Origin of the sequence: Mediterranea massiliensis (assembly GCF_900128475.1) — a bacterium.
In the GTDB taxonomy this organism is placed as follows: Bacteria; Bacteroidota; Bacteroidia; order Bacteroidales; family Bacteroidaceae; genus Bacteroides; species Bacteroides massiliensis_E.
Genome location: NZ_LT635839.1, coordinates 883273 through 901934 on the forward strand (window position 1 = coordinate 883273; position 18662 = coordinate 901934).

15 protein-coding genes and 2 pseudogenes are annotated in these 18662 nt (G+C 55.8%); 7 read left to right on the forward strand and 10 right to left on the reverse strand.

The genetic code is table 11. The features are described from left to right. Positions 1-7: 7 nt before the first annotated feature. The 6 genes from BQ7483_RS17080 to BQ7483_RS17105 all read left to right on the forward strand — a co-directional run bounded on the left by BQ7483_RS17080 (position 8) and on the right by BQ7483_RS17105 (position 7823). Positions 8-1807: a RagB/SusD family nutrient uptake outer membrane protein gene (locus BQ7483_RS17080; protein ID WP_072546714.1), complete on the forward strand. Its 1800-nt coding sequence runs from the start codon at positions 8-10 to the stop codon at positions 1805-1807. 94 nt (positions 1808-1901) lie between these two features. Continuing rightward, positions 1902-2759 carry a discoidin domain-containing protein gene (locus tag BQ7483_RS17085; protein WP_072546715.1) on the forward strand — a complete coding sequence of 286 codons (858 nt, stop codon included), beginning with the start codon at positions 1902-1904 and terminating at the stop codon, positions 2757-2759. 114 nt (positions 2760-2873) lie between these two features. Then, on the forward strand, positions 2874-4655 hold the full coding sequence (locus tag BQ7483_RS17090; protein WP_072546716.1) for a right-handed parallel beta-helix repeat-containing protein: 1782 nt from the start codon (positions 2874-2876) through the stop codon (positions 4653-4655). A gap of 31 nt (positions 4656-4686) precedes the next feature. Further along, positions 4687-4935: a hypothetical protein gene (locus tag BQ7483_RS17095; RefSeq protein ID WP_072546717.1), complete on the forward strand. Its 249-nt coding sequence runs from the start codon at positions 4687-4689 to the stop codon at positions 4933-4935. 50 nt (positions 4936-4985) lie between these two features. Beyond that, positions 4986-6509, forward strand: coding sequence for a Gfo/Idh/MocA family protein (locus tag BQ7483_RS17100; RefSeq protein ID WP_407657237.1), 1524 nt, complete (start codon positions 4986-4988; stop codon positions 6507-6509). 135 nt (positions 6510-6644) lie between these two features. Next, positions 6645-7823 (forward strand): porin, encoded by a 1179-nt coding sequence (locus tag BQ7483_RS17105; protein WP_072546719.1) that lies wholly within the window; start codon positions 6645-6647, stop codon positions 7821-7823. Here the strand turns inward: BQ7483_RS17105 and BQ7483_RS17110 are convergent. The 10 genes and pseudogenes from BQ7483_RS17110 to ribD form a co-directional block, all read right to left on the reverse strand. Further along, positions 7820-9064 carry a glutamate-5-semialdehyde dehydrogenase gene (locus tag BQ7483_RS17110; protein ID WP_072546796.1) on the reverse strand — a complete coding sequence of 415 codons (1245 nt, stop codon included), beginning with the start codon at positions 9062-9064 and terminating at the stop codon, positions 7820-7822. The genes BQ7483_RS17105 and BQ7483_RS17110 overlap by 4 nt on opposite strands. Positions 9065-9118: 54 nt before the next feature. Continuing rightward, positions 9119-9886 (reverse strand): annotated as a pseudogene (gene proB / locus BQ7483_RS18105) (glutamate 5-kinase); the annotation flags it as partial. A 30-nt stretch (positions 9887-9916) separates the two neighbouring features. Beyond that, positions 9917-10153, reverse strand: a complete 237-nt coding sequence (locus BQ7483_RS17120) for a DUF2007-related protein (RefSeq protein ID WP_022019698.1) — start codon at positions 10151-10153, stop codon at positions 9917-9919. A gap of 153 nt (positions 10154-10306) precedes the next feature. After that, entirely contained in the window at positions 10307-11152 is an 846-nt protein-coding gene (gene murI, locus BQ7483_RS17125; RefSeq protein ID WP_072546720.1) for a glutamate racemase, read from the reverse strand. A gap of 75 nt (positions 11153-11227) precedes the next feature. Continuing rightward, positions 11228-11734, reverse strand: coding sequence for an OmpH/Skp family outer membrane protein (locus BQ7483_RS17130; protein WP_072546721.1), 507 nt, complete (start codon positions 11732-11734; stop codon positions 11228-11230). 65 nt (positions 11735-11799) lie between these two features. Then, positions 11800-12318 (reverse strand): OmpH/Skp family outer membrane protein, encoded by a 519-nt coding sequence (locus BQ7483_RS17135; RefSeq protein ID WP_072546722.1) that lies wholly within the window; start codon positions 12316-12318, stop codon positions 11800-11802. 29 nt (positions 12319-12347) lie between these two features. After that, on the reverse strand, positions 12348-14972 hold the full coding sequence (gene bamA / locus BQ7483_RS17140) for an outer membrane protein assembly factor BamA (RefSeq protein WP_072546723.1): 2625 nt from the start codon (positions 14970-14972) through the stop codon (positions 12348-12350). Between the two features lie 73 nt (positions 14973-15045). After that, positions 15046-15780 (reverse strand): isoprenyl transferase, encoded by a 735-nt coding sequence (locus BQ7483_RS17145; protein ID WP_072546724.1) that lies wholly within the window; start codon positions 15778-15780, stop codon positions 15046-15048. Positions 15781-15802: 22 nt separating this feature from the next. Beyond that, entirely contained in the window at positions 15803-17122 is a 1320-nt protein-coding gene (locus BQ7483_RS17150) for a DUF6242 domain-containing protein (RefSeq protein ID WP_022019704.1), read from the reverse strand. A gap of 135 nt (positions 17123-17257) precedes the next feature. Continuing rightward, positions 17258-18274: a bifunctional diaminohydroxyphosphoribosylaminopyrimidine deaminase/5-amino-6-(5-phosphoribosylamino)uracil reductase RibD gene (gene ribD / locus BQ7483_RS17155; protein ID WP_072546725.1), complete on the reverse strand. Its 1017-nt coding sequence runs from the start codon at positions 18272-18274 to the stop codon at positions 17258-17260. A 76-nt stretch (positions 18275-18350) separates the two neighbouring features. Here ribD and BQ7483_RS17845 point away from each other — a divergent pair. After that, positions 18351-18662 (forward strand): annotated as a pseudogene (locus BQ7483_RS17845) (peptide chain release factor N(5)-glutamine methyltransferase); the annotation flags it as partial.

Consider the following 18662-nt stretch of genomic DNA (forward strand, 5'->3'; position numbering starts at 1 on the left):
ACAAACTATGAAACTGAAATATACATTGGGTGCCCTGGCTGCCGTGTCTGCATTGGCCGGCTGCAGTCTGGACGTAAATATGTACGACGGCGTGACGGGTGAGGATGTCACTGCCCGTAACATTGTGGAATTGTCGCAAGGCAGTTACAGCATGTTGAAATACGATGGCGGACTGATTGACTACGGTTATTATTTCTGGGCCTATGGCGCAGACGACCTCTCCTGGGGGGGTACTTCTACCGATCAAAAGTTTGATATCTATGACTACGGTCGTAACATTACCAGTTCCATTACTGAATATGCCTGGGAGTTGGGTTACCGTACCATCGGCAATTGCAATAAAGTCATTGAAATGGGTAATGAGTTGGGGTCCAACATTACCGATGAGGAGAAGGTGATTGTCGGTGAAAACTATTACCTCCGTGCCTTGTCCTATTTCCTGCTGGTAAACGAGTTTGCACAGCCTTACTCCAATAATCCCACACAGAATCCGGGTCTGCCGTTGAAGCTGACCAGCGATCCGGACGATTTGCCCCAAAGCCGTTCGACGGTGGCCGAAATCTATGACCAGGTGGTGAAAGACTTGCAGGATGCCATCACTTATATGACACTGCCGGCCGGTATGTCTCCGAAAAACAGTTGCTATGCCACCAAGGAAGCTGCTGAGGCTTTGCTGGCCAGAGTATATCTGTATATGGAAAATTGGGAAGGTGCCTGGAACATGGCGAATGCCGTCATTACCTCCGGCCGTTTCGAACTGTTGCAGGGTGAAGAATATGCAATCTATTCCCAGCATGTTCCGGAAGAAAATACTGAAACGATTTTTGCCGTTCGCCGTACAAAATTGAAGGATGATGCTGGAAATGGTAGAATGGGTGGTTTGTATATCCAGGTAGACAATAATGGTTGGGAAGAAATGTATGCTTCTGCTCCTTATCTGGAATTGTTGGAGCTGTATTTGGATGACAAGGGATATCCGAAGGATTTGCGCAGCAGCTTCATTACCAAGCGTTATGTGGAAGACGGAACCAATACGTCCAAGTATCCCATTACCGGCAATCCAGAGCGGAACTATCAGGACTGGACTTTTGCCTATAGAGCCAAGCAGGCCGGTGCAAACTCCAACTATGAGTATCGCCAGATTTCCATTACGAAGCAGGACGACGGAACGTATGCCATGAGTGCTGACGATGCTGCATCGTTCCAAAGCGCTACCATTCAGTCGGAACCCTATAACTTGGGTACCCGTTATTATGTAGTGGCATCGGATGGTACTAAGTATATCGGACGTATCGAGCCGCGTGTGTACGATGCCAAGACGCTCCGTCAGAAGGAAGCCATGTTCCTGGTTTATGCTATTAACAAGTGCTCTTATCAGGAACAGTATTATCACCTGTGGTCGCCCATCATTTCCCGTCTGGCCGAAATGTATCTGATTCGTGCCGAAGCCAATCTGGAGAAGGGCGGCGATACCCAAGCTACGCTGGACGACGTGAATGTACTGCGTGAAAGAGCCGGTATTCCTCTGTGGACGCTGGACAATATCAGAACTGCCGAATACGGCCAGCCGAAGGATGTCCACAAGATTATCGAGGAAGAACGCATGCTGGAATTTGCATGGGAAGGACTCCGTCGTTTCGATGTGTTCCGCTGGCGCCAGACGCTGGACCGCAAGTATCCGGGCGGACATACCTTGAGACAGGGTGACCGCTATCTGGAGATACCTTACAACTCACCTTCGGTATGCGAATATATCCCGCAGGCCCAGTATGATGCTTATCCCTACGATTTGGGACAGAATCCCTGATCGGGTGTGAAGATACCTTCCGTATCCGAATGCAGACAAACATTCGGATACGATTAAAAAAATTGTTTCATCTATAAATAGCAGAACTTGTAAAATGAAAAAGTTATCATATTTATTCTTGCTCCTTCTGGCATTTGTGTATGCCGGATGTGCCGAAACGGAGCAGCCCTATGTGGGATATGTGGTGATAGAGCGTGCGGTAGTCGAAGCTGAGGCCAATTCGACAGCTACCATAACTGCCGACACGGACATCGACTCGCCGATTGAAATCAAATCCATCGATTTTGGAGAAGGGGTGGACGAATGGTGTACCATCTCTACCAGCGGTAAGGAGATTACGGTGACTACGACTCAGGCCAACACGGGTGCGAACTACCGTACGGCCACGGTCAATGTGAAATGCGGTTATTGGTTGAAGTCATTCCAGGTGCTGCAGAAATATGCCGGACAGGAATATCTGCAGTACGACTGGACGCGCTGGACTGCTACCGGCAACAGTGTAGAGAGCAGCGACGGTGGCGGTTATGCCAGCCTGTTCAGTGATGACCGTACGACTTACTGGCACAGCCAGTATAGTGGCGACGCTCCCTCTTTGCCTTATTGGATTGTCGTGGATATGCAGGAAGAATTGGAGATTGCCAAATTTGATATCGGTAGAAGATATTATGCAGGCAATGGCAATAATTACGGTTCGGTGAAGACCTTGAAGCTGTATGCCAGCACGGACAACGAGAACTTTACGGAAGTGGGCGGCTTTACCTTCACTTTCCCCTGGACGGCTGCTGATGGAACCGTTGTAGAGGGTCCGAATAGCCCGCTGATTCCGGCTTATGAGGAGATTTTCCCGGCGGAACCGGTAAAGGCTCGTTACATGAAGATTGAGATTACCGAAACCAACACAAGCAACAATGCCTGCCAAATAGCCTATTTTAAGGCATACGAAAAAATTTAAAGCCATAATTTCTTCTACCTTTTAAAATCTAAGTATCTTTGCGGAGGATGCCCGATTGTAAGGTCTGGCATCCTCTTTTTATAACATGGACTGAATCTAAAGATCATGAAAAGAATGAAAGCGTTGTGCTTGTTTCTGCTGGGAGTATGGATGTCTTTTCCCCTGGGTGCACAGATTGTCCGCGTGTATGACGTGGCCGACTTTGGCTTGAAGGCGGGCGGCACGAAAGATGCGTCGGCCGTGTGGCAGAAGATGCGAAAGAAAATCAAGGCCGAATGTGGAGACGGTGACAGCGTAGTGGTCCGTTTTCACGAAGGAACCTATCATTTCTATGAAAAAGGTGCGACCGTCCGGGAGTACTATATTTCCAATCACGATCAGGACAATCCGAAGAAAGTGGGACTTGCTTTGGAGGATATGAAGCGGCTGACGCTGGATGGCGGCGGGGCTTCGTTTGTCTTTCATGGGCGGATGCTGCCAGTCTCTCTGCTCCGTTCGGAGGGGTGCACACTGAAAAATTTCAGTATAGACTTTGCCAATCCACATATCGCGCAGGTAGAGATAGTGAAGAACGACCCTCGGGAGGGTATCACCTTCAAACCTGCTCCGTGGGTAAAGTACCGCATTTCCAAGGACAGCGTATTCGAAGCATACGGTGACGGCTGGACGGTGAGGCACAGCTGGGGCATTCCTTTTGAAAAGACGACCAAACGGATTGTCTACAACGCCGGTGACCGTGGCTGCAACACCCGGGGAGCTTTCCTGACGGACGACGGTTGCGTACAGGCGCCTGCCTGGAAGGACGAGAAGCTGGTGCCGGGTACCATCTTCGTGATGCGTGGATGGGGGCGGCCTACGCCGGGAATATTCCTGTCACACAACGTGGATACGCGCTTGGAGAACATCCGGGTGCACTATGCCGAAGGGATGGGGCTGCTGGCACAGCTTTGTGAAAACATCACGCTCGAGAAGTTCCAGGTCTGTCTGAAGGGAGACGACGATCCGCGTTACTTCACGACGCAGGCCGATGCCACCCATTTTTCGGGCTGCAAGGGGAAGATTGTTTCCTGCAACGGCTTGTACGAGGGAATGATGGACGATGCCATCAATGTGCACGGCACGTATCTGAAAGTCATCAAACGGCTGGACGACCATACCTTGGTGGGCCGCTACATGCACGACCAGGCCTGGGGCTTCGAATGGGGACGGGCAGGTGACGAAGTGCAGTTCATCCGTTCGCGTACCATGGAACTGACAGGCGGGATGAACCGCATCGCTTCCATCCGCCCTTACGACCGCGAGACGACGGAGGGCGCACGCGAGTTTCTGATCATCTTTCAGGAACCGGTAGATGCTTCTGTCAGTGAAGCGGACGGTTTCGGCATCGAGAATCTGACATGGGCTCCCGAAGTGGTGTTCGCGGGCAATCTGATCCGCAACAACCGGGCCCGGGGAGCCTTGTTCAGTACGCCACGGCCTACGTTGGTGGAAAACAATACCTTCGACCATACTTCGGGTACGGCCATCCTGTTGTGCGGCGACTGTAACGGATGGTTTGAGACAGGTGCCTGCCGCAAGGTCCTGATTCGGAACAACCGCTTCATCAATGCCCTGACCAGCCTGTACCAATTCACCAATGCCGTGATATCCATATATCCCGAAATTCCCGAACTGGAGCAACAACAGGCTTATTTCCATGGTGGGAAAGACGGCGGCATTGTGATTGAGGGCAATACGTTCGACACGTTCGATGCCCCTATCCTGTATGCGAAGTCGGTCGACGGTCTGGCCTTTCGGAACAATGTGATTCGGACGAACCGGGAATATCCTCCGTTCCATTTCAATCGGAACCGTTTCCGGCTGGAACGGGTGACGAACGTGTCGATTGCGGAGTGACAGACCGGTAAGAAACAGACCGGTTTGACCGATGGGACCTGTTTGTCGTCAAGCTGAAGGCTGGCTGAAACGTAAAGCTCAATCTGCAGGCCAAGGACGGTCTACTGGTGAACAAGCGGATGGAAGTCAGAAAGTTTTGAAAAAGAAAGGGATATTCTTGTTTCGTGAGCAAGTAATGTCTACCTTTGCGACATATTTAATAGAAGAGGCGCGTGGCGGTTCGAAACCATGGGCCGGACGCGCCCCTTCTTTCTGTGAAAAGAATCATTTTATTCTTTAACTTTTAAATATAAACCGTTTATGAAAAAAATTGGAACATTATTGTTAGCCATGTCATTGGCTTTGGGTGCATGCTCCACACAATCGACCTCGACCGTTCAGACGAACGACAAGGGTACGCAGTGGGAGTGGAAACAAGGAACCATTGTAGTGAAAACACCTGAACGTCCGGCCGGACAACAGAGCGTGCTGGGACTGACCCTCCCGAAGATGGACGTTGTACGTGTGGGCTTTGTAGGCCTGGGCATGCGTGGTCCGGGTGCTGTAGAGCGCTTCACTTATATCCCCGGTACTCAGATTGTAGCTCTTTGCGACTATGAGAAGGAACGTGCCGAGCGCTGCCAGCAGCTGCTGAAGAAGGCTTCCCTGCCGAAAGCTGCCATCTATTCGGGCGCCAAGGGCTATGAAGAGCTCTGCAAGCGCGATGACATTGACTTGGTTTATATCGCTGCCGACTGGTTGCATCACTTCCCCATCGCCAAGTGTGCTTTGGAGAACGGCAAGAACGTGGCTATCGAAGTACCTTCGGCCATGAACCTGAAGGAATGCTGGGAGCTGATCAACCTGAGCGAGAAAAACCGCAAGCATTGCATGATTCTGGAGAACTGCTGCTACGACTGGTTTGAAATGAATACGTTGAACATGGCTCAGAACGGCGTGTTCGGCGAAATCATCCGTGCACAGGGTGCCTATATCCACAACTTGAACGAATTCTGGGATTACTATTGGAAGAACGGCGAGAACGACAAGCTGGGCTGGCGTCTGGACTACAACATGCGTCATCGCGGCGACGTATACGCCACTCACGGCCTTGGCCCTGTGGCACAGGCACTCAACATCCATCGTGGCGACCGCATGACGACGCTGGTAGCTATGGATACCAAGTCGGTGATCGGCAAGGCTCTCGTGGAGGAAAGAACAGACTCTGTCTGCAACAACTTCCGCAACGGTGACCACACCACTACGCTGATTCGCACTGCCAATGGCAAGGTGATTGAAATCCAGCACGACGTTATGACTCCCCAGCCCTATAACCGTCTGTATCAGCTGACCGGTACCAAGGGATTCGCCAACAAATATCCGGTAGAAGGCTATGCCCTCGACGCCGCACAGATGAGCGCTTCGGGTGTACAGCCCAAGGTAGACGACCTGAGTGCACACGGATTCATGTCTGATGCCGACATGAAGGCACTGGTTGAAAAATACCAGCACCCCATCCTGAAGAAATATGGTGAGATGGCCAAGGAAGTGGGCGGTCACGGTGGTATGGACTTCATCATGGACAGCCGTCTGGTATACTGCCTGCAGAACGGTCTGCCGCTGGATATGGATGTATACGACCTGGCCGAGTGGTGCTGCCTGGCCGAGCTGGGTGAGCTGTCTATGGACAACGGTTGCGCTCCGGTCGAATTCCCCGACTTTACCCGTGGCGAATGGAACGTTGTGAAGGGTTACAAGCATGCCTATGCAAGCCCCGAGGACGAAAAAGCCAGCATGGAGAAAGCACAGGCCTTCACCGCCAAGCTGAAAGAGCAGGGCGCCAAGGAATGGGCTCAGGAAGCTGACAAGAAATAAGTAAACTTGATATAAAGAAGAAGGTGTGTCGGAAGGGAATTTCCCCTGTGGCACACCTTCTTTTTTTTGCAGGAAGTCGGACAATGTCCGGCTTTTTCTTTATATTTGCCTTGTAAACCCTACAAAAAGTCTGATATGAAGAAAACATGGCTATTGACCTGCTGTCTGTTGCTGGGCATGAAGATGCAGGCGCAGGAACCTCTGATCGAGCCGGAAGAAGGCCGTACCTTGCTCGAACGCTTCACCAAGGGAGGCAAGTCCATCACGTCGAGTAGCATGAACCTGCAGTTCTATACCTCGGCGGCCGCCAATTTTGTGGACGGGTCGCTCGACGAGGCTGCGTTCAAGATCAACGGAGTGCGCTTGGAGTTGCTGGGCGATTTTGGCAAGAACTTTTCCTATCATTTCCGCCAGTCCTTCAACAAGTACAGCAATCCACGCGTGCTGGACAACCTGTCCTCGTCGGTAGAGTGCGCGTCCGTCGGGTGGCACGTGAAGCCCCGCTTTGCGCTGACGGTGGGCAAGCAGGCCATCCAGCTGGGCGGTTATGAATATTGGGTGAATGCCATTCGGGTGCGTGAGTTTAGCGACTTCAACAATTATATCGACTGCTATCAGGCGGGCGTGAACGGGTCTGTCATCTTGTCGCCCACGCAGCAGATTAATGTGCAGATGGTGAACAATTCGGCCGGGCGGGGCGATGAAGCCTTTCTGTACGGGCGGCCCGAGGGGGTGGAGAAGGTGAAGGTACCTGTGCTTTCGACCCTCAACTGGGACGGCTATTTCTGCAACAAGGCCTTGAACCTGCGTTACTCCCTCTCGTGGGGCGAGCTGGCCCGCAAACGTGACATCCTGTATGTAACAGCGGGTAATGTCTGGGAAAAGGGGCCTGTGGTGGCCTACGTCGACCTGATGTACTCGCGCGAGGGCATCGACACGAAGGGACTGGTCAGCGAGCTGTCGGCCTCCCTACCCGAGGGTGGGGTGACGGCCCAGCACGTACAATACTTCACCACCATCGTCAACCTGGACTATCGGGTACACAAGCATTGGAATGTCTATGCCAAAGGTGCCTACGAACTGGGCGGTGTGTATCGTGCGAACGGTCCGTACGAGGAAGGCCTCTACCGCCGGACGTGGAATGCCCAGCTTTGCGCAGAGTACTTCCCGATGGACAACAGCGAGCTGAAGATTTACCTGCACCTGCTCTACAAGCAGCATGGTCTGACGGCTCGTGCCAAGGCATTGGGGGCCGATGACTATTCCTCGCAGCGCATCTCGTTGGGACTGGTCTATACCATCCCCGTCTTCTAAGGCTTGCGCACCTGTCCGTTGCCTTCAATGATCCACTTGTAGGTGGTGATTTCCTCCAGTGCCATGGGACCTCTGGCATGCAGCTTCTGCGTGCTGATGCCTATCTCTGCACCCATGCCGAACTGGCCTCCGTCGGTGAACGAGGTCGGCGCGTTGACATAGACGCAGGCGGCGTCCACGTCGCGGCAGAAGCGGGTGGCGGTAGCGGCGTTTTCTGTCACGATGCACTCGCTGTGGCGGGAACTGTATCGGCGGATGTGGGCCAGGGCTTCGTCCAGGCCGTCTACGGTCTTGATGGCCATCTTGTAATCCAGAAATTCGCGGCCGAAGTCTTCTTCCGTGGCCGGGAGGAGCCATTCGTCGGGGTAATGTCCCTTCAGGGCGGCGTAGGCTGGTTCGTCGGCATAGAGGATGACGTTCTTCTGGGCCAGCGGCGCGCAGAGTTGGGGCAGGTCGGCCAGGCGTTGGCGGTCTGTCAGCAGGCAGTCCAGCGCGTTGCACACGCTGACGCGGCGGGTCTTGGCATTGAAGACGATGGCAGTGCCTTTGGTCAGGTCGCCATCGCGGTCGAAGTAGGTGTGGCAGATGCCTGCGCCCGTCTCGATGACCGGCACGGTTGCCTCGCGGCGGACAAAGTCTATCAACTTGCTGCCTCCGCGGGGAATGATGAGGTCCACGTACTTTTCGGCATGGAGCAGTTCAGCGGCAGCCTCATGGCTGGCGGGCAGCAGCTCGACGCAACGGGTGTCGATGCCCTGCTGGGCCAGTACGCGGTGTATGGTACGCACTAGGGCGCGATTGGACTGGTCGGCATCGCTCCCGCCCTTCAGCAGGCAGGCGTTGCCACTCTTCAGGCAGAGGGCGAAGACGTCGAGCGTCACGTTGGGGCGTGCCTCGTAGATGATGCCGATGACGCCGAAGGGGATGCTCCTCTTCTGCAGGTGCAGGCCGTTGGGCAGTGTCGACTCCTTGAGGATACGTCCCAGCGGTGAGGGTAGGGTGGCCACGTGGCGGATGCCGTCGGCGATGTCCTTCAGGCGGGCTTCGGTCAGTTTCAGTCGATCATATTTGGGGTCGGAGGGGCTCATGCGGGCCAGGTCCTTGCAGTTCTCTTCCAGCAGGTAGGGCATGTCGGCCTCCACGGCATTGGCCACGGCGCGCAGGGCGCGGTTGATGTCTTCGTCGTTCAGGGCCAGCAGGTGGAGGCTGGCAGTACGGACGGCGGCGAAGGTGTCTTCCAGCGAGTGAGGTGCCGGTGGGGCGGCTGCTCCTTGGGCGGGCTGGTGCGATGGGAGGAAGTGGGTGCAGGGCGTCTCTTCGGGCCGTTCCATCAGGTCGGTCAGGATGTCGTTGCGCTTGCCGTTGGCGATGTACACGTCGATGCCCTGTGCCGCTATCTGGCGGGCGATGCGGGCTTTGGTGTGCATGCCGCCCCGTCCCAGGCTCGACTTGCCGCTCTGGATGTAGTCGTCCAGCCGGTCGTCGGGGCTGATTTCGCGCAGGATGTGCGACGTCGGGTCGGTGGGCGCTCCGTTGTAGATGCCATCGATGTTGCTCAGGATGATGAGCGCCTGTACCTCCATCATCGTGGCTATCTGGCCGGACAGTTCGTCGTTGTCGGTGAACATCAGTTCGCTGAGCGAGATGGTGTCGTTCTCGTTGACGATGGGGATGACTCCGTTCTCCAGCATCACCCTCATGCAGTTCTGCTGCGTCAGGTAGTGGCTGCGCGAGGCGAAGTTTTCCTTGACCGTGAGCACCTGCCCCACAGGGATGCCATGCTCGCGGAAGAGCTCGAAGTAGCGGTTGATGAGCTTGGCCTGTCCCACGGCGGAGAACAGCTGTCGCTGGTCGACATCGTTCAGCGAGCAGGCCGGGCTGATTTCGCTCTTGCCCGAAGCGACGGCTCCCGAGGAGACGAGGATGATTTCGATGCCCGTCTTGTGGAGGGCGGCTATCTGGTCGGCGAGGGCAGACATGCGGGTGATGTCCAGCGTCCCGTCGGTGCGTGTCAGTACGTTGCTGCCTACTTTGACAGCAATCCGAGTGAAAGGTTGTTTCATATTTGTGGTAGTTGGTAGGGAGAATAGTTGTTAGGGGTTGGCTTCCCTGTCGCGTGCGCGCATCACCTCCATGGCGGGTTCGTAGTCGGCTTCGTTCACCAGTACGGTGACGTCGATGGCCGTTTCGGGCAGGGCCACGTTGACGGCCATGTCGTCCTTGGTGACCGCTTTCACGCCGTTGGCCTCCAGCAGGCCCTTGACCAACTCGGCTTCCCACAGGGAACCTTTGAATACTTCCACGAGTTTGCTTTTGTCTTCAGCTTTCATGACTTTTCCGATTTAAAAGGTTTGGTCCCACAAAAGTAACAAATTCCTTTCTCAAAAGCGCGTGAAGTGACGATTATTTATGCGAAAAGATACATTTGCTTCCTGTTTTCTTCTGTTGTGTCGTCGGAAGGCAGCAGGTTGTAGTGCACCCTGTCATTCGTTCAGGTCGAGGCGGCTGACGCGGATGGTTTCGTTGAGGAAGGCCGAGGCCGAATCGGCAAACTTCTCTTCGGACTCGGTGGTGTAGTAGGTGCACCTTCCGCCACGGGTGCAGCGGGCATCCATGTCGGGGTGGCGGCGGAGGTAGTCCTTCAGGCTCTCGGCCACCAGCTCGCCTTGCGATACGATGGTGATGCCTTCGGGCATGTAGCGCCTGATTTTGGGCAGGAGCAGGGGATAGTGGGTACAGCCCAGGATGACGGTATCTATCCGCTCGTCCTGCGCCAGCAGGGCGTCGATGTATTTCTGCACGAAGTAGTCGGCTCCGTCGCTCTGCGACTCGCCATACTCCACGAGCGGCACCCACATGGGGCAGGCCTGCCCGCTGACGCGGATGTCGGGGAAGAGCTTGCGGACCTCCATCACGTAAGATTCGGACTTGATGGTGCCGGCTGTGCCCAGCACGCCGATGTGGCGCGTGTGGGTCAGGTTGCCGATGCACTCCACCGTAGGGCGGATGACGCCCAGCACGCGGCGGTCGGGGTCGATCGTAGGCAGGTTGTTGATCTGGATGCTGCGCAGGGCTTTGGCCGAAGCGGTGTTGCAGGCCAGTATCACCAGGTGGCAGCCCAGTTCGAACAGACGGCGGACGGCCTGGAGGGTGAACTCGTAGACGATGTCGAAGGAGCGGGTGCCGTAGGGGGCGCGGGCATTGTCGCCCAGGTAGATGAAGTCGTACTGGGGAAGGGCCTCTCTGATTTTGCTCAGGATGGTGAGGCCTCCGTAGCCGGAGTCGAACACGCCGATGGGGCCTGGCTGAGTGGGGAGTGTCTGTTTCATGCGTGAAATGAAGAGGGGGAAGGTGCCTGTCCGGCCGCCTCCCCCCTGCTGGTTAAAAAGTACGGTTATGTGGGTTTACTTGATGCCCAGTTGAGTCTTTACCTTGGCGGTGAGGTCGATGCTTTCGCTACCGATGTAAGCGACCGGCGTACGGGCGATGTCGAAGATGTAGACTACACCTTCAGCCTTGCCTACAGCCTGTACAGCTTCGTCCAGCTTCTTGTAGATGGGTACCATAGCATCCTGCTGAGCCTTTTCCATGGCCTGGTAGGCTTCCTGCTGGAACTGCTGCTGGCGCTGTGCCATGTCCTGCACTTCCTTCTGGCGTCTTTCGAGGATGTTCTTGGGCAGAGAGTCCTGCTGCTGGAGCAGTTCCTGGTATTTTCTGTTGAACTCTTCTTCGGAGCGTTGCATTTCTTCACGATATTGTTTTGAAAGGGCGTCCAGGTCGGTCTGGGCTTTGGTGAATTCAGGCATCACGGTAATGATTTCCTGTGAGTTCATGTGGCCGAACTTGGATTGTGCCATCATTCCCAGCGGAAGGATGAACATAACTACAATGAGTGCGATTTTCTTAAGCATAATGTTTATTTTTAAATGATTTGTTTATTCTTGTTCTACTTCTCTCGTTCGCAAATGTATTGATTTTAATTGGAATATCCTAACCTTGCCAGCACTTCGTTGCTGATATCGATGCTGGGCGAGGCAAAAATGATGCTGGTGGCCGATGCGCGGTCGGTTACGACGGCATATCCTTTCTGTGTGGCAATCTCCTTGACGGCGTTGTATATCTGGTCCTGGATGGGGCCGATGAGCGCTTCGCGTTTCTTGTAAAGCTCGCCTTCGGGGCCGAAGTACTGGCGGCGGAGTTCGGCCAGTGCCTTTTCCTTCTCCACAATTTCGTTTTCCTTCTGCGTGCGCTGGGCGTCGCTCAGGTTCTTGGCCGTGGCCTGGTAGTTCTCATACAGGCTCTTGGCTTCCTCGCCGGCCTTCTCGATTTCGGCCTGCCACTGCTTGCTGGCCTGCTCCAGTTGCTGGTTGGCCTGCTCGTAGGCCGGGATATTCTTCAGGATGTATTCCATGTCGATCAGGGCGAACTTCTGTGCGTGTGCCGCCAGGCTGAATGTAGCCAGCAGCAACAAAGTCGTTAAAACATTCTTTTTCATGATTATTCGGTTTTGGTGAAACATTGTGGTTAGAATTCTTGTCCCAGAATGAAGTGGAACTGGCTTCCGCCGTAGGAGCTCGAACCGCGAACCTTGTCGAAACCATAGGCCCAGTCGATACCCATCATACCCACCATCGGGAGGAAGATGCGGACACCGACGCCGGCCGAACGCTTCAGCTCGAAGGGATTGAAGTCGCTCACTTCCTGCCAGGCGTTACCGGCCTCGACGAAGGTCAGGGCGTAGATGCTGGTACTTGTCTCGAGCATCAGCGGGTAGCGGAGCTCCAGGCCCAGGCGGGTGTAGGCGTAACCTTCGTTGCCGTAGGAAGCCAGCGAGCCGTTCTCGTATCCACGCAGGGCGATGGTCTCGGTTGCGTAGTAGGAGTAGCCGGTCATGCCGTCACCACCCACTTCGAAGGTGCCGAAGGGCGACTTCTTATACTTGTTGTAGTGGCCCAGGATACCAAACTCCACGCGGCCCATGAGCACGGGGGTGCGCTTCACGTTGTAGGGGTCCATCAACGGGATGTATACTTTCGATTTGAATTTCCACTTGTGATATTCCACCCACTTGTGCATCTTGTTGATGTCGTCCTGGCTGTTCAGGTTGTACTTGCTGTAGTCCACGCCGTCGAACGAAGAGTAGGGCGGGGTGAACTGTACGGAGAGCGAGAACTCGGAACCCTGGCGCGGATAGATGGGGTTGTCGATGGAGCTGCGCGACAAGGTCAGGTTCAGACTCAGGTCGTTGCACTTGCCGTTGGTCACGGGGAAGTATTGCCAGTCTCTCAGCACGTAGCGCTGGTAGGACAGCTCGGCGGTGAACTGGAAGAAGTCGTCGGGCCACTTCAGACGCTTACCGAACATCAAGGCCACACCATACATCTGTACCGACTTGTCGGGGTCGTAGTAGTTTTCGTAGTTGGTGTAGTTGCCATAGTTGTAGAGGCCGTAGCCGTACATGCCGCTATAGAGGCTGTTGTAGTAGCTATTGTAGTAGGCATCGTTGTAGTACTGGCTGCTGATGTCCGTCTGGCGGGAGTAGAAGGCCGATACGGAGAAGGCATTCGGGCGCTTTCCGCCGAACCACGGATCGTAGAAGGAAACGCTGTACGACTGGTAGTACTTGGCGTTGGTCTGTCCGCTGATGGTCAGCGTCTGTCCGTCGCCTTGCGGCAGGATGCCTCGGTAGTTCTCGCCCGGATGCAGGAGGTTGGCCAGCGAGAAGTTGGTGAACTTCAGGCTCAGCTTTCCGATGATACCCGTCTGTCCCCAGCCGGCGGAGAATTCCACCTGGTCGTTGGCCTTGGACACGAGCGGATAGCCGATGTCCACCGTACCGTCTTCGGGGTGCGGCTTGATGTCGGGCTGGAGCTGTTCGGGGTCGAAGTGTCCCATCTGCTGGATTTCACGGAGCGAACGCATCAGCTCTTCGCGGCTGAAAAGGTCGCCCGGGCGGGTACGGAGTTCGCGGCGCACCACGTTTTCATATACACGGTCGTTGCCGCTGATGATAATCTTGTTGATGGTAGCCTGGCGGCCTTCGTAGATACGCATTTCGAGGTCGATGGAGTCGCCCACGATGTTCACCTCCACGGGGTCGAGGCTGTAGAAGAGGTAACCGTTGTTGTAGTACAGGTTGCCGATGGCGTCGTCGTCGGTCGAGGTACGTTCTTCGAGCAGCTTCTGGTTGTAGACGTCGCCCTTCTTCATGCGGAGCAGGTAGTTCAGCTGCTCGGACGGATAGAGCGTGTTGCCCACCCACGTCACGTTGCGCAGGTAGTACTTCTGTCCTTCTTCAATCTGCAGGTAGACGTCGACCGTCTTTTCGTCGTAGGGCGTCACGCTGTCGGCCACGATCATGGCGTCGCGGTAGCCCAGCTCGTTATACTTGTCGATGATGAGCTGCTTGTCGGCCTCGTAGTTCTCCTCCACGAACTTCTTCGTGCGGAAGAGGTTGAGCAGCTTGCCCTTCTCGTTGGTCTTCTTCATCACGCGCTTCAGCTTCTTGGCCGTGAGGGCCTTGTTGCCTTCGATGGTGATCTTGTGCACCTTCACCTTCTCCTTCTTGTCGATTTCGATGTCGACGATGACCTGATTTTCGTTGTTCTTGTCGTCCTTCTGGTTGATGATGACCTCGGCGTTCTTGAATCCCTTGTCGTCGAAGTAGCGCTGTATCAGTGTCTTGGCGCGGTCTATCTGGTTAGGGGTGATCTGGTTTCCCTTGATCATGCCGATTTTGGCTTCGAGGTCTTCGCGTTCGGACTTCTTGACGCCATGGAAGCGGATTTCAGACACACGCGGGCGCATCTTGACGTGGATGGTGATCCAGGCCTTGTCGCCCTCCACCTTGTCCCACGTGATGGCGACGTCCGAGAAGAGTCCGTGGCGCCAGTAGCGCTTGCACGCCTGGCTGATTTCCTCGCCGGGGATGGAGATGACTTGTCCTTTCGAAAGTCCGGACAGGTTGATGATGACATAGTCTTCGTAATTGTCGGCACCCTCTACGCGGATGTCTGCTATTTCATACTTCTTGGGCGTGCTGGTGTAGAGGACAACGGGTTTTTCCGTGTTGTTGTCCTGCGCTGCTACCGGCAGGCAGCCGAGGATGAGGAGTGCTCCTACCAATATGGAGAAGATACGATGCTGCATTCTATTCACTATATATATTAATAATGTTACAGGTTCCTTTATTTCAACGTTGAGCGTCTGTCTGTCAGGTGGTTCAACTGATTTGTTCACTGGTCTTGCCGAAACGGCGTTCGCGTTTCTGATAGTCGCAGATGGCGCGGCACAGCTCCTCTTCCTTGAAGTCGGGCCAGTAGGTGTCGCAGAAGTATAGCTCCGAGTAGGCACATTGCCACAACAGGTAGTTGCTCAGGCGGAGTTCGCCACCCGTGCGTATCAGCAGGTCGGGGTCGGGCATGAAGCTCGTGGCGAGATGCTCGTCGATGGTATGGTCGTCTATCTGCTCGGGCGTCAGGAGTCCCGCCTGCACCTTTCGGGCTATCTGGCGGGTGGCTTCGGTCAGTTCCCAGCGCGAGGAGTAGCTCAAGGCCAGCACCAGGCACATGCCCGTGTTGGCAGAGGTATGCTCGATGCAGGCGTTGAGGCGTGTCTGCACGTTGGCAGGCAGCTTGGCCGTGTCGCCTATCACGCGGAAGCGGATGTTGTTTTTCATGAAGGTCTCTTCCTCGATGGAGTCGAAGAGCAGGCTCATGAGGGCGGCGATTTCCGTTTCGGGACGGTTCCAGTTCTCGGTAGAGAAGGTGTAGAGCGTCAGGTATCGGATGCCCAGGCGGGCCGCCTCTTCGGCGATGACATGTACCGTCTCGGCGCCGGCCTGGTGTCCGAAGCTGCGTTCCTGTCCGCGTTGCTTGGCCCATCGTCCGTTGCCGTCCATGATGATGGCCACGTGCCGCGGTATTCTGTCAAGGTCGATTTGTTCTTTATACGTCATCTTTATATCAATAAAGTCGGTGTTAGTACTTTTTCAGTTGGTTGAGGCAGCCGCGCCACACCTCGTGGCCCGCGCCTCCCCATACGATCCAGATGTAGTTGTTCTGGTCTACGGTGGCGGTATAGGATGTCCCCTTCAGGGCAAACTCTGCGGGGAACAGGAATTTCTCTTCGGGCTTCTCCCAGGCGATGCCGCCCGTGGCCGACTTGTAGAAGCTCTCCAGCTGTCCGCCGAAGATGTAGAGGGCGTCGCCGTAGTTCATGATGTAGGGACGCGACAGGGCAGGGCAATGGGTATCGGAAGTCGTGCTCAGGTCCACCCATCCCGTTCCGGTCATGGACGACCAGGGGACGGTCTGCTCGCTGCCTTCAGCCTCGCTGCCCACGAGGAAAGCCTTGTTCAGTCCGTTGGACGTCAGGCTCATGCAGGCTGTATAGGGAGCCGAGGGAAATCCTTCGGGCACCTCTTCGCCCAGCGTCCAGGCCGACAGGGTGCTGGTGGTCGTGGCGAAGTAGCTCTTGCCGTCGGCCGCATCCTTCACGATGGCGTTCAGCGTGGCGGGCGTGGCGCTTGTCTGGTTGGCGGGGAAGCTGGCCAGCAGGCTGACCACCTGTCCGCTCAGGGCTTCCCGCCGGCTCCATCCGATGCCGTCGGTCGAGGCATAGACAGCCCCGTCGTCGGTGTTGACCAGCAGGGTGTCCTGATGGTTGGTGAGGGAGGCCGTCACGGCGTTGGTCGGCAGGTCGGTCGTCAAGGCTTCCCAGCCGTATTCAGTGGGCACGGTCGAGGTGCGGTAGGCCGTCTGCAGGCCTGTATATACCAGGAGATATTTGTCCAGCGTCACTGCCTTCAGCTGGCCTGTGGCGGCGTTGAAGGAGGGGATGGCGTCCATCTTCTTCCACACCAGCGAGTCGGGGTCTTCGCGGTGTACGTTGATCACCAGGTGGTATTGCCGCTTGGTGACGCCGTCGGCGGCCAGCACGGTAAAGGTCATGCCGGGCGAAGCGTTCATGGCAGGCAGCAGGTTCTGGTAGTTGTCCGTATTGAGCAGCGTGTCGGGTGTGCCCGACATGATGATGCCGCTGGTCGTGGTGAATGTCTTGATCTGGATGCTGTCGATGATGGTGTCCGCGCTCATGGGGAGGGAGTCGCGGTTGTAGATGATGCGCTGTATCTGGTCTATTTCAAACTTGTAAGTCTTGCCATAGATGGTGTCGAGCTGGAAAGCGTGTATCGTGGCGTCGGTGCTGAATTCGTAGTTGTTGTCCGAGTTCAGGCACGAACTGACGGCGACGGACACGATGAGAAAACTTACAATGATAGATAAAAACTTCAGTCTCATTTGTTGCTAATTGGCTACTATGTTGCTTTTATGTTGTTTATTTACAAGCTGCAAAAATAGGAACATTTTTATTCTAAAATGCCTTTGTCGGGAAGTTTTATATAAAATTATAGATAATACGCTGGTTTTTGCCGATTAAAACAGGCTTTCTGCAGGTGTATCGGGGCAGGTCTCCGCCGCCAGGTAGTGGCGGTAGAAGCGGCCGAAGTGGCACTCCCGCCGGTAGGGTATCCGCGGGCTGACGACGGGCGCGCTGACGCCCTCGCCCAGCCTGACGGGAGCTTCCTCGACCATGATCTCGTCCCACAGGCCCGCGTCGATGAACGACTGGTGCAGACGGCTTCCGCCCTCCACCAGGAGCGACTGCAGCTGGCGGTCGTAGAGGTCGGCCAGTATCTCTTCCAGCGATTCGCGGGTGTAGACCAGCGTGGGCGAAGAGCCGTCGAACAGGTGCAGGTCCTGCGGCAGGCGGTGATGGCGGTCGATGGTGACGCGTACGGGTGCGGGGCCGTACCAGTGGCGCACGTTGAGGCTGGGGTTGTCCAGGCGGGCGGTGTCGGTGCCCACGAGGATGGCCGCATGCTCGGCCCTCATCTTGTGTACCAGCATGGATGTCAGGGGGCTGGAGAGCACGGTGGGGTGTCCGTCCGTCCGCAGGCGGTCGATGAAGCCGTCGGCCGACTCGGCCCACTTCAGCGTGATGTAGGGGCGCCGGCGGGTGTGGAAGGTGATGAAGCGTCGGATCAGGGCGCGGCACTCGTCCTCGAGCACGCCCACCACCACCTCGCGGCCCGCGTCGCGCAGCTTCTGGATGCCTCGACCCGCCACCTTGGCAAAGGGGTCCTGACACCCGACGACGATGCGCGGTATCTGCTTCTCCACAATCATGTCGGCGCAGGGCGGCGTCTTGCCGTAGTGGGCACAAGGCTCCAGGCTGACGTAGAGGGTGGCCTCCTTCAGCAGGGCCGGCTCGCGGACGGAGCGGACGGCGTTCACCTCGGCGTGGGCCTGTCCGCAGCGCACGTGGTAGCCTTCGCCGATGATGTGTCCGTCGTGTACGATGACCGCCCCCACCATGGGGTTGGGAGCGGTGTTGCAAAGTCCGTTTCGCGCCAGCTGGATGCATCGGCGCATGTATTTTTCGTCTTCCATATTCTTCGTTTTTGGGGGAGAATGCCTACTTTTGCACGACATTATCCCCGTTGTACAAACTTTTCAATTCAACAATATGAGCATAGTGACCATCGCTTCCATCCGTTCCCGCCTGGCGGCCTGCTACGAGGCAGGCGAGGCGGCGGCCCTGTCGCGCATCGTGTGCTGCGACCTGCTGGGGCAGTCGTCGGCCGACTATTACCTGGGCAAAGATATAGCTTTATCTTCAAAAAACGAACAGGAACTGGACGACATTCTGACGCGGCTCTGCAATTTTGAGCCCCTGCAGTACATCGAGGGGCGGGCGCGCTTTCTGGGCAGGGACTTCTGCGTGACCCCTGCGGTGCTGATCCCCCGCCCCGAGACGGAAGAGCTGGTCGAGCGGATG

What these genes read in the sequence shown, in the direction of transcription:
- BQ7483_RS17080 (WP_072546714.1), top strand. Translation starts at nt 8, where the DNA reads ATGAAACTGAAATATACATTGGGTGCCCTGGCTGCCGTGTCTGCATTG.
- BQ7483_RS17085 (WP_072546715.1), top strand. Translation starts at nt 1,902, where the DNA reads ATGAAAAAGTTATCATATTTATTCTTGCTCCTTCTGGCATTTGTGTAT.
- BQ7483_RS17090 (WP_072546716.1), top strand. Translation starts at nt 2,874, where the DNA reads ATGAAAGCGTTGTGCTTGTTTCTGCTGGGAGTATGGATGTCTTTTCCC.
- BQ7483_RS17095 (WP_072546717.1), top strand. Translation starts at nt 4,687, where the DNA reads ATGGGACCTGTTTGTCGTCAAGCTGAAGGCTGGCTGAAACGTAAAGCT.
- BQ7483_RS17100 (WP_407657237.1), top strand. Translation starts at nt 4,986, where the DNA reads ATGTCATTGGCTTTGGGTGCATGCTCCACACAATCGACCTCGACCGTT.
- BQ7483_RS17105 (WP_072546719.1), top strand. Translation starts at nt 6,645, where the DNA reads ATGAAGAAAACATGGCTATTGACCTGCTGTCTGTTGCTGGGCATGAAG.
- BQ7483_RS17120 (WP_022019698.1), bottom strand. Translation starts at nt 10,153, where the DNA reads ATGAAAGCTGAAGACAAAAGCAAACTCGTGGAAGTATTCAAAGGTTCC.
- murI (WP_072546720.1), bottom strand. Translation starts at nt 11,152, where the DNA reads ATGAAACAGACACTCCCCACTCAGCCAGGCCCCATCGGCGTGTTCGAC.
- BQ7483_RS17130 (WP_072546721.1), bottom strand. Translation starts at nt 11,734, where the DNA reads ATGCTTAAGAAAATCGCACTCATTGTAGTTATGTTCATCCTTCCGCTG.
- BQ7483_RS17135 (WP_072546722.1), bottom strand. Translation starts at nt 12,318, where the DNA reads ATGAAAAAGAATGTTTTAACGACTTTGTTGCTGCTGGCTACATTCAGC.
- bamA (WP_072546723.1), bottom strand. Translation starts at nt 14,972, where the DNA reads ATGCAGCATCGTATCTTCTCCATATTGGTAGGAGCACTCCTCATCCTC.
- BQ7483_RS17145 (WP_072546724.1), bottom strand. Translation starts at nt 15,780, where the DNA reads ATGACGTATAAAGAACAAATCGACCTTGACAGAATACCGCGGCACGTG.
- BQ7483_RS17150 (WP_022019704.1), bottom strand. Translation starts at nt 17,122, where the DNA reads ATGAGACTGAAGTTTTTATCTATCATTGTAAGTTTTCTCATCGTGTCC.
- ribD (WP_072546725.1), bottom strand. Translation starts at nt 18,274, where the DNA reads ATGGAAGACGAAAAATACATGCGCCGATGCATCCAGCTGGCGCGAAAC.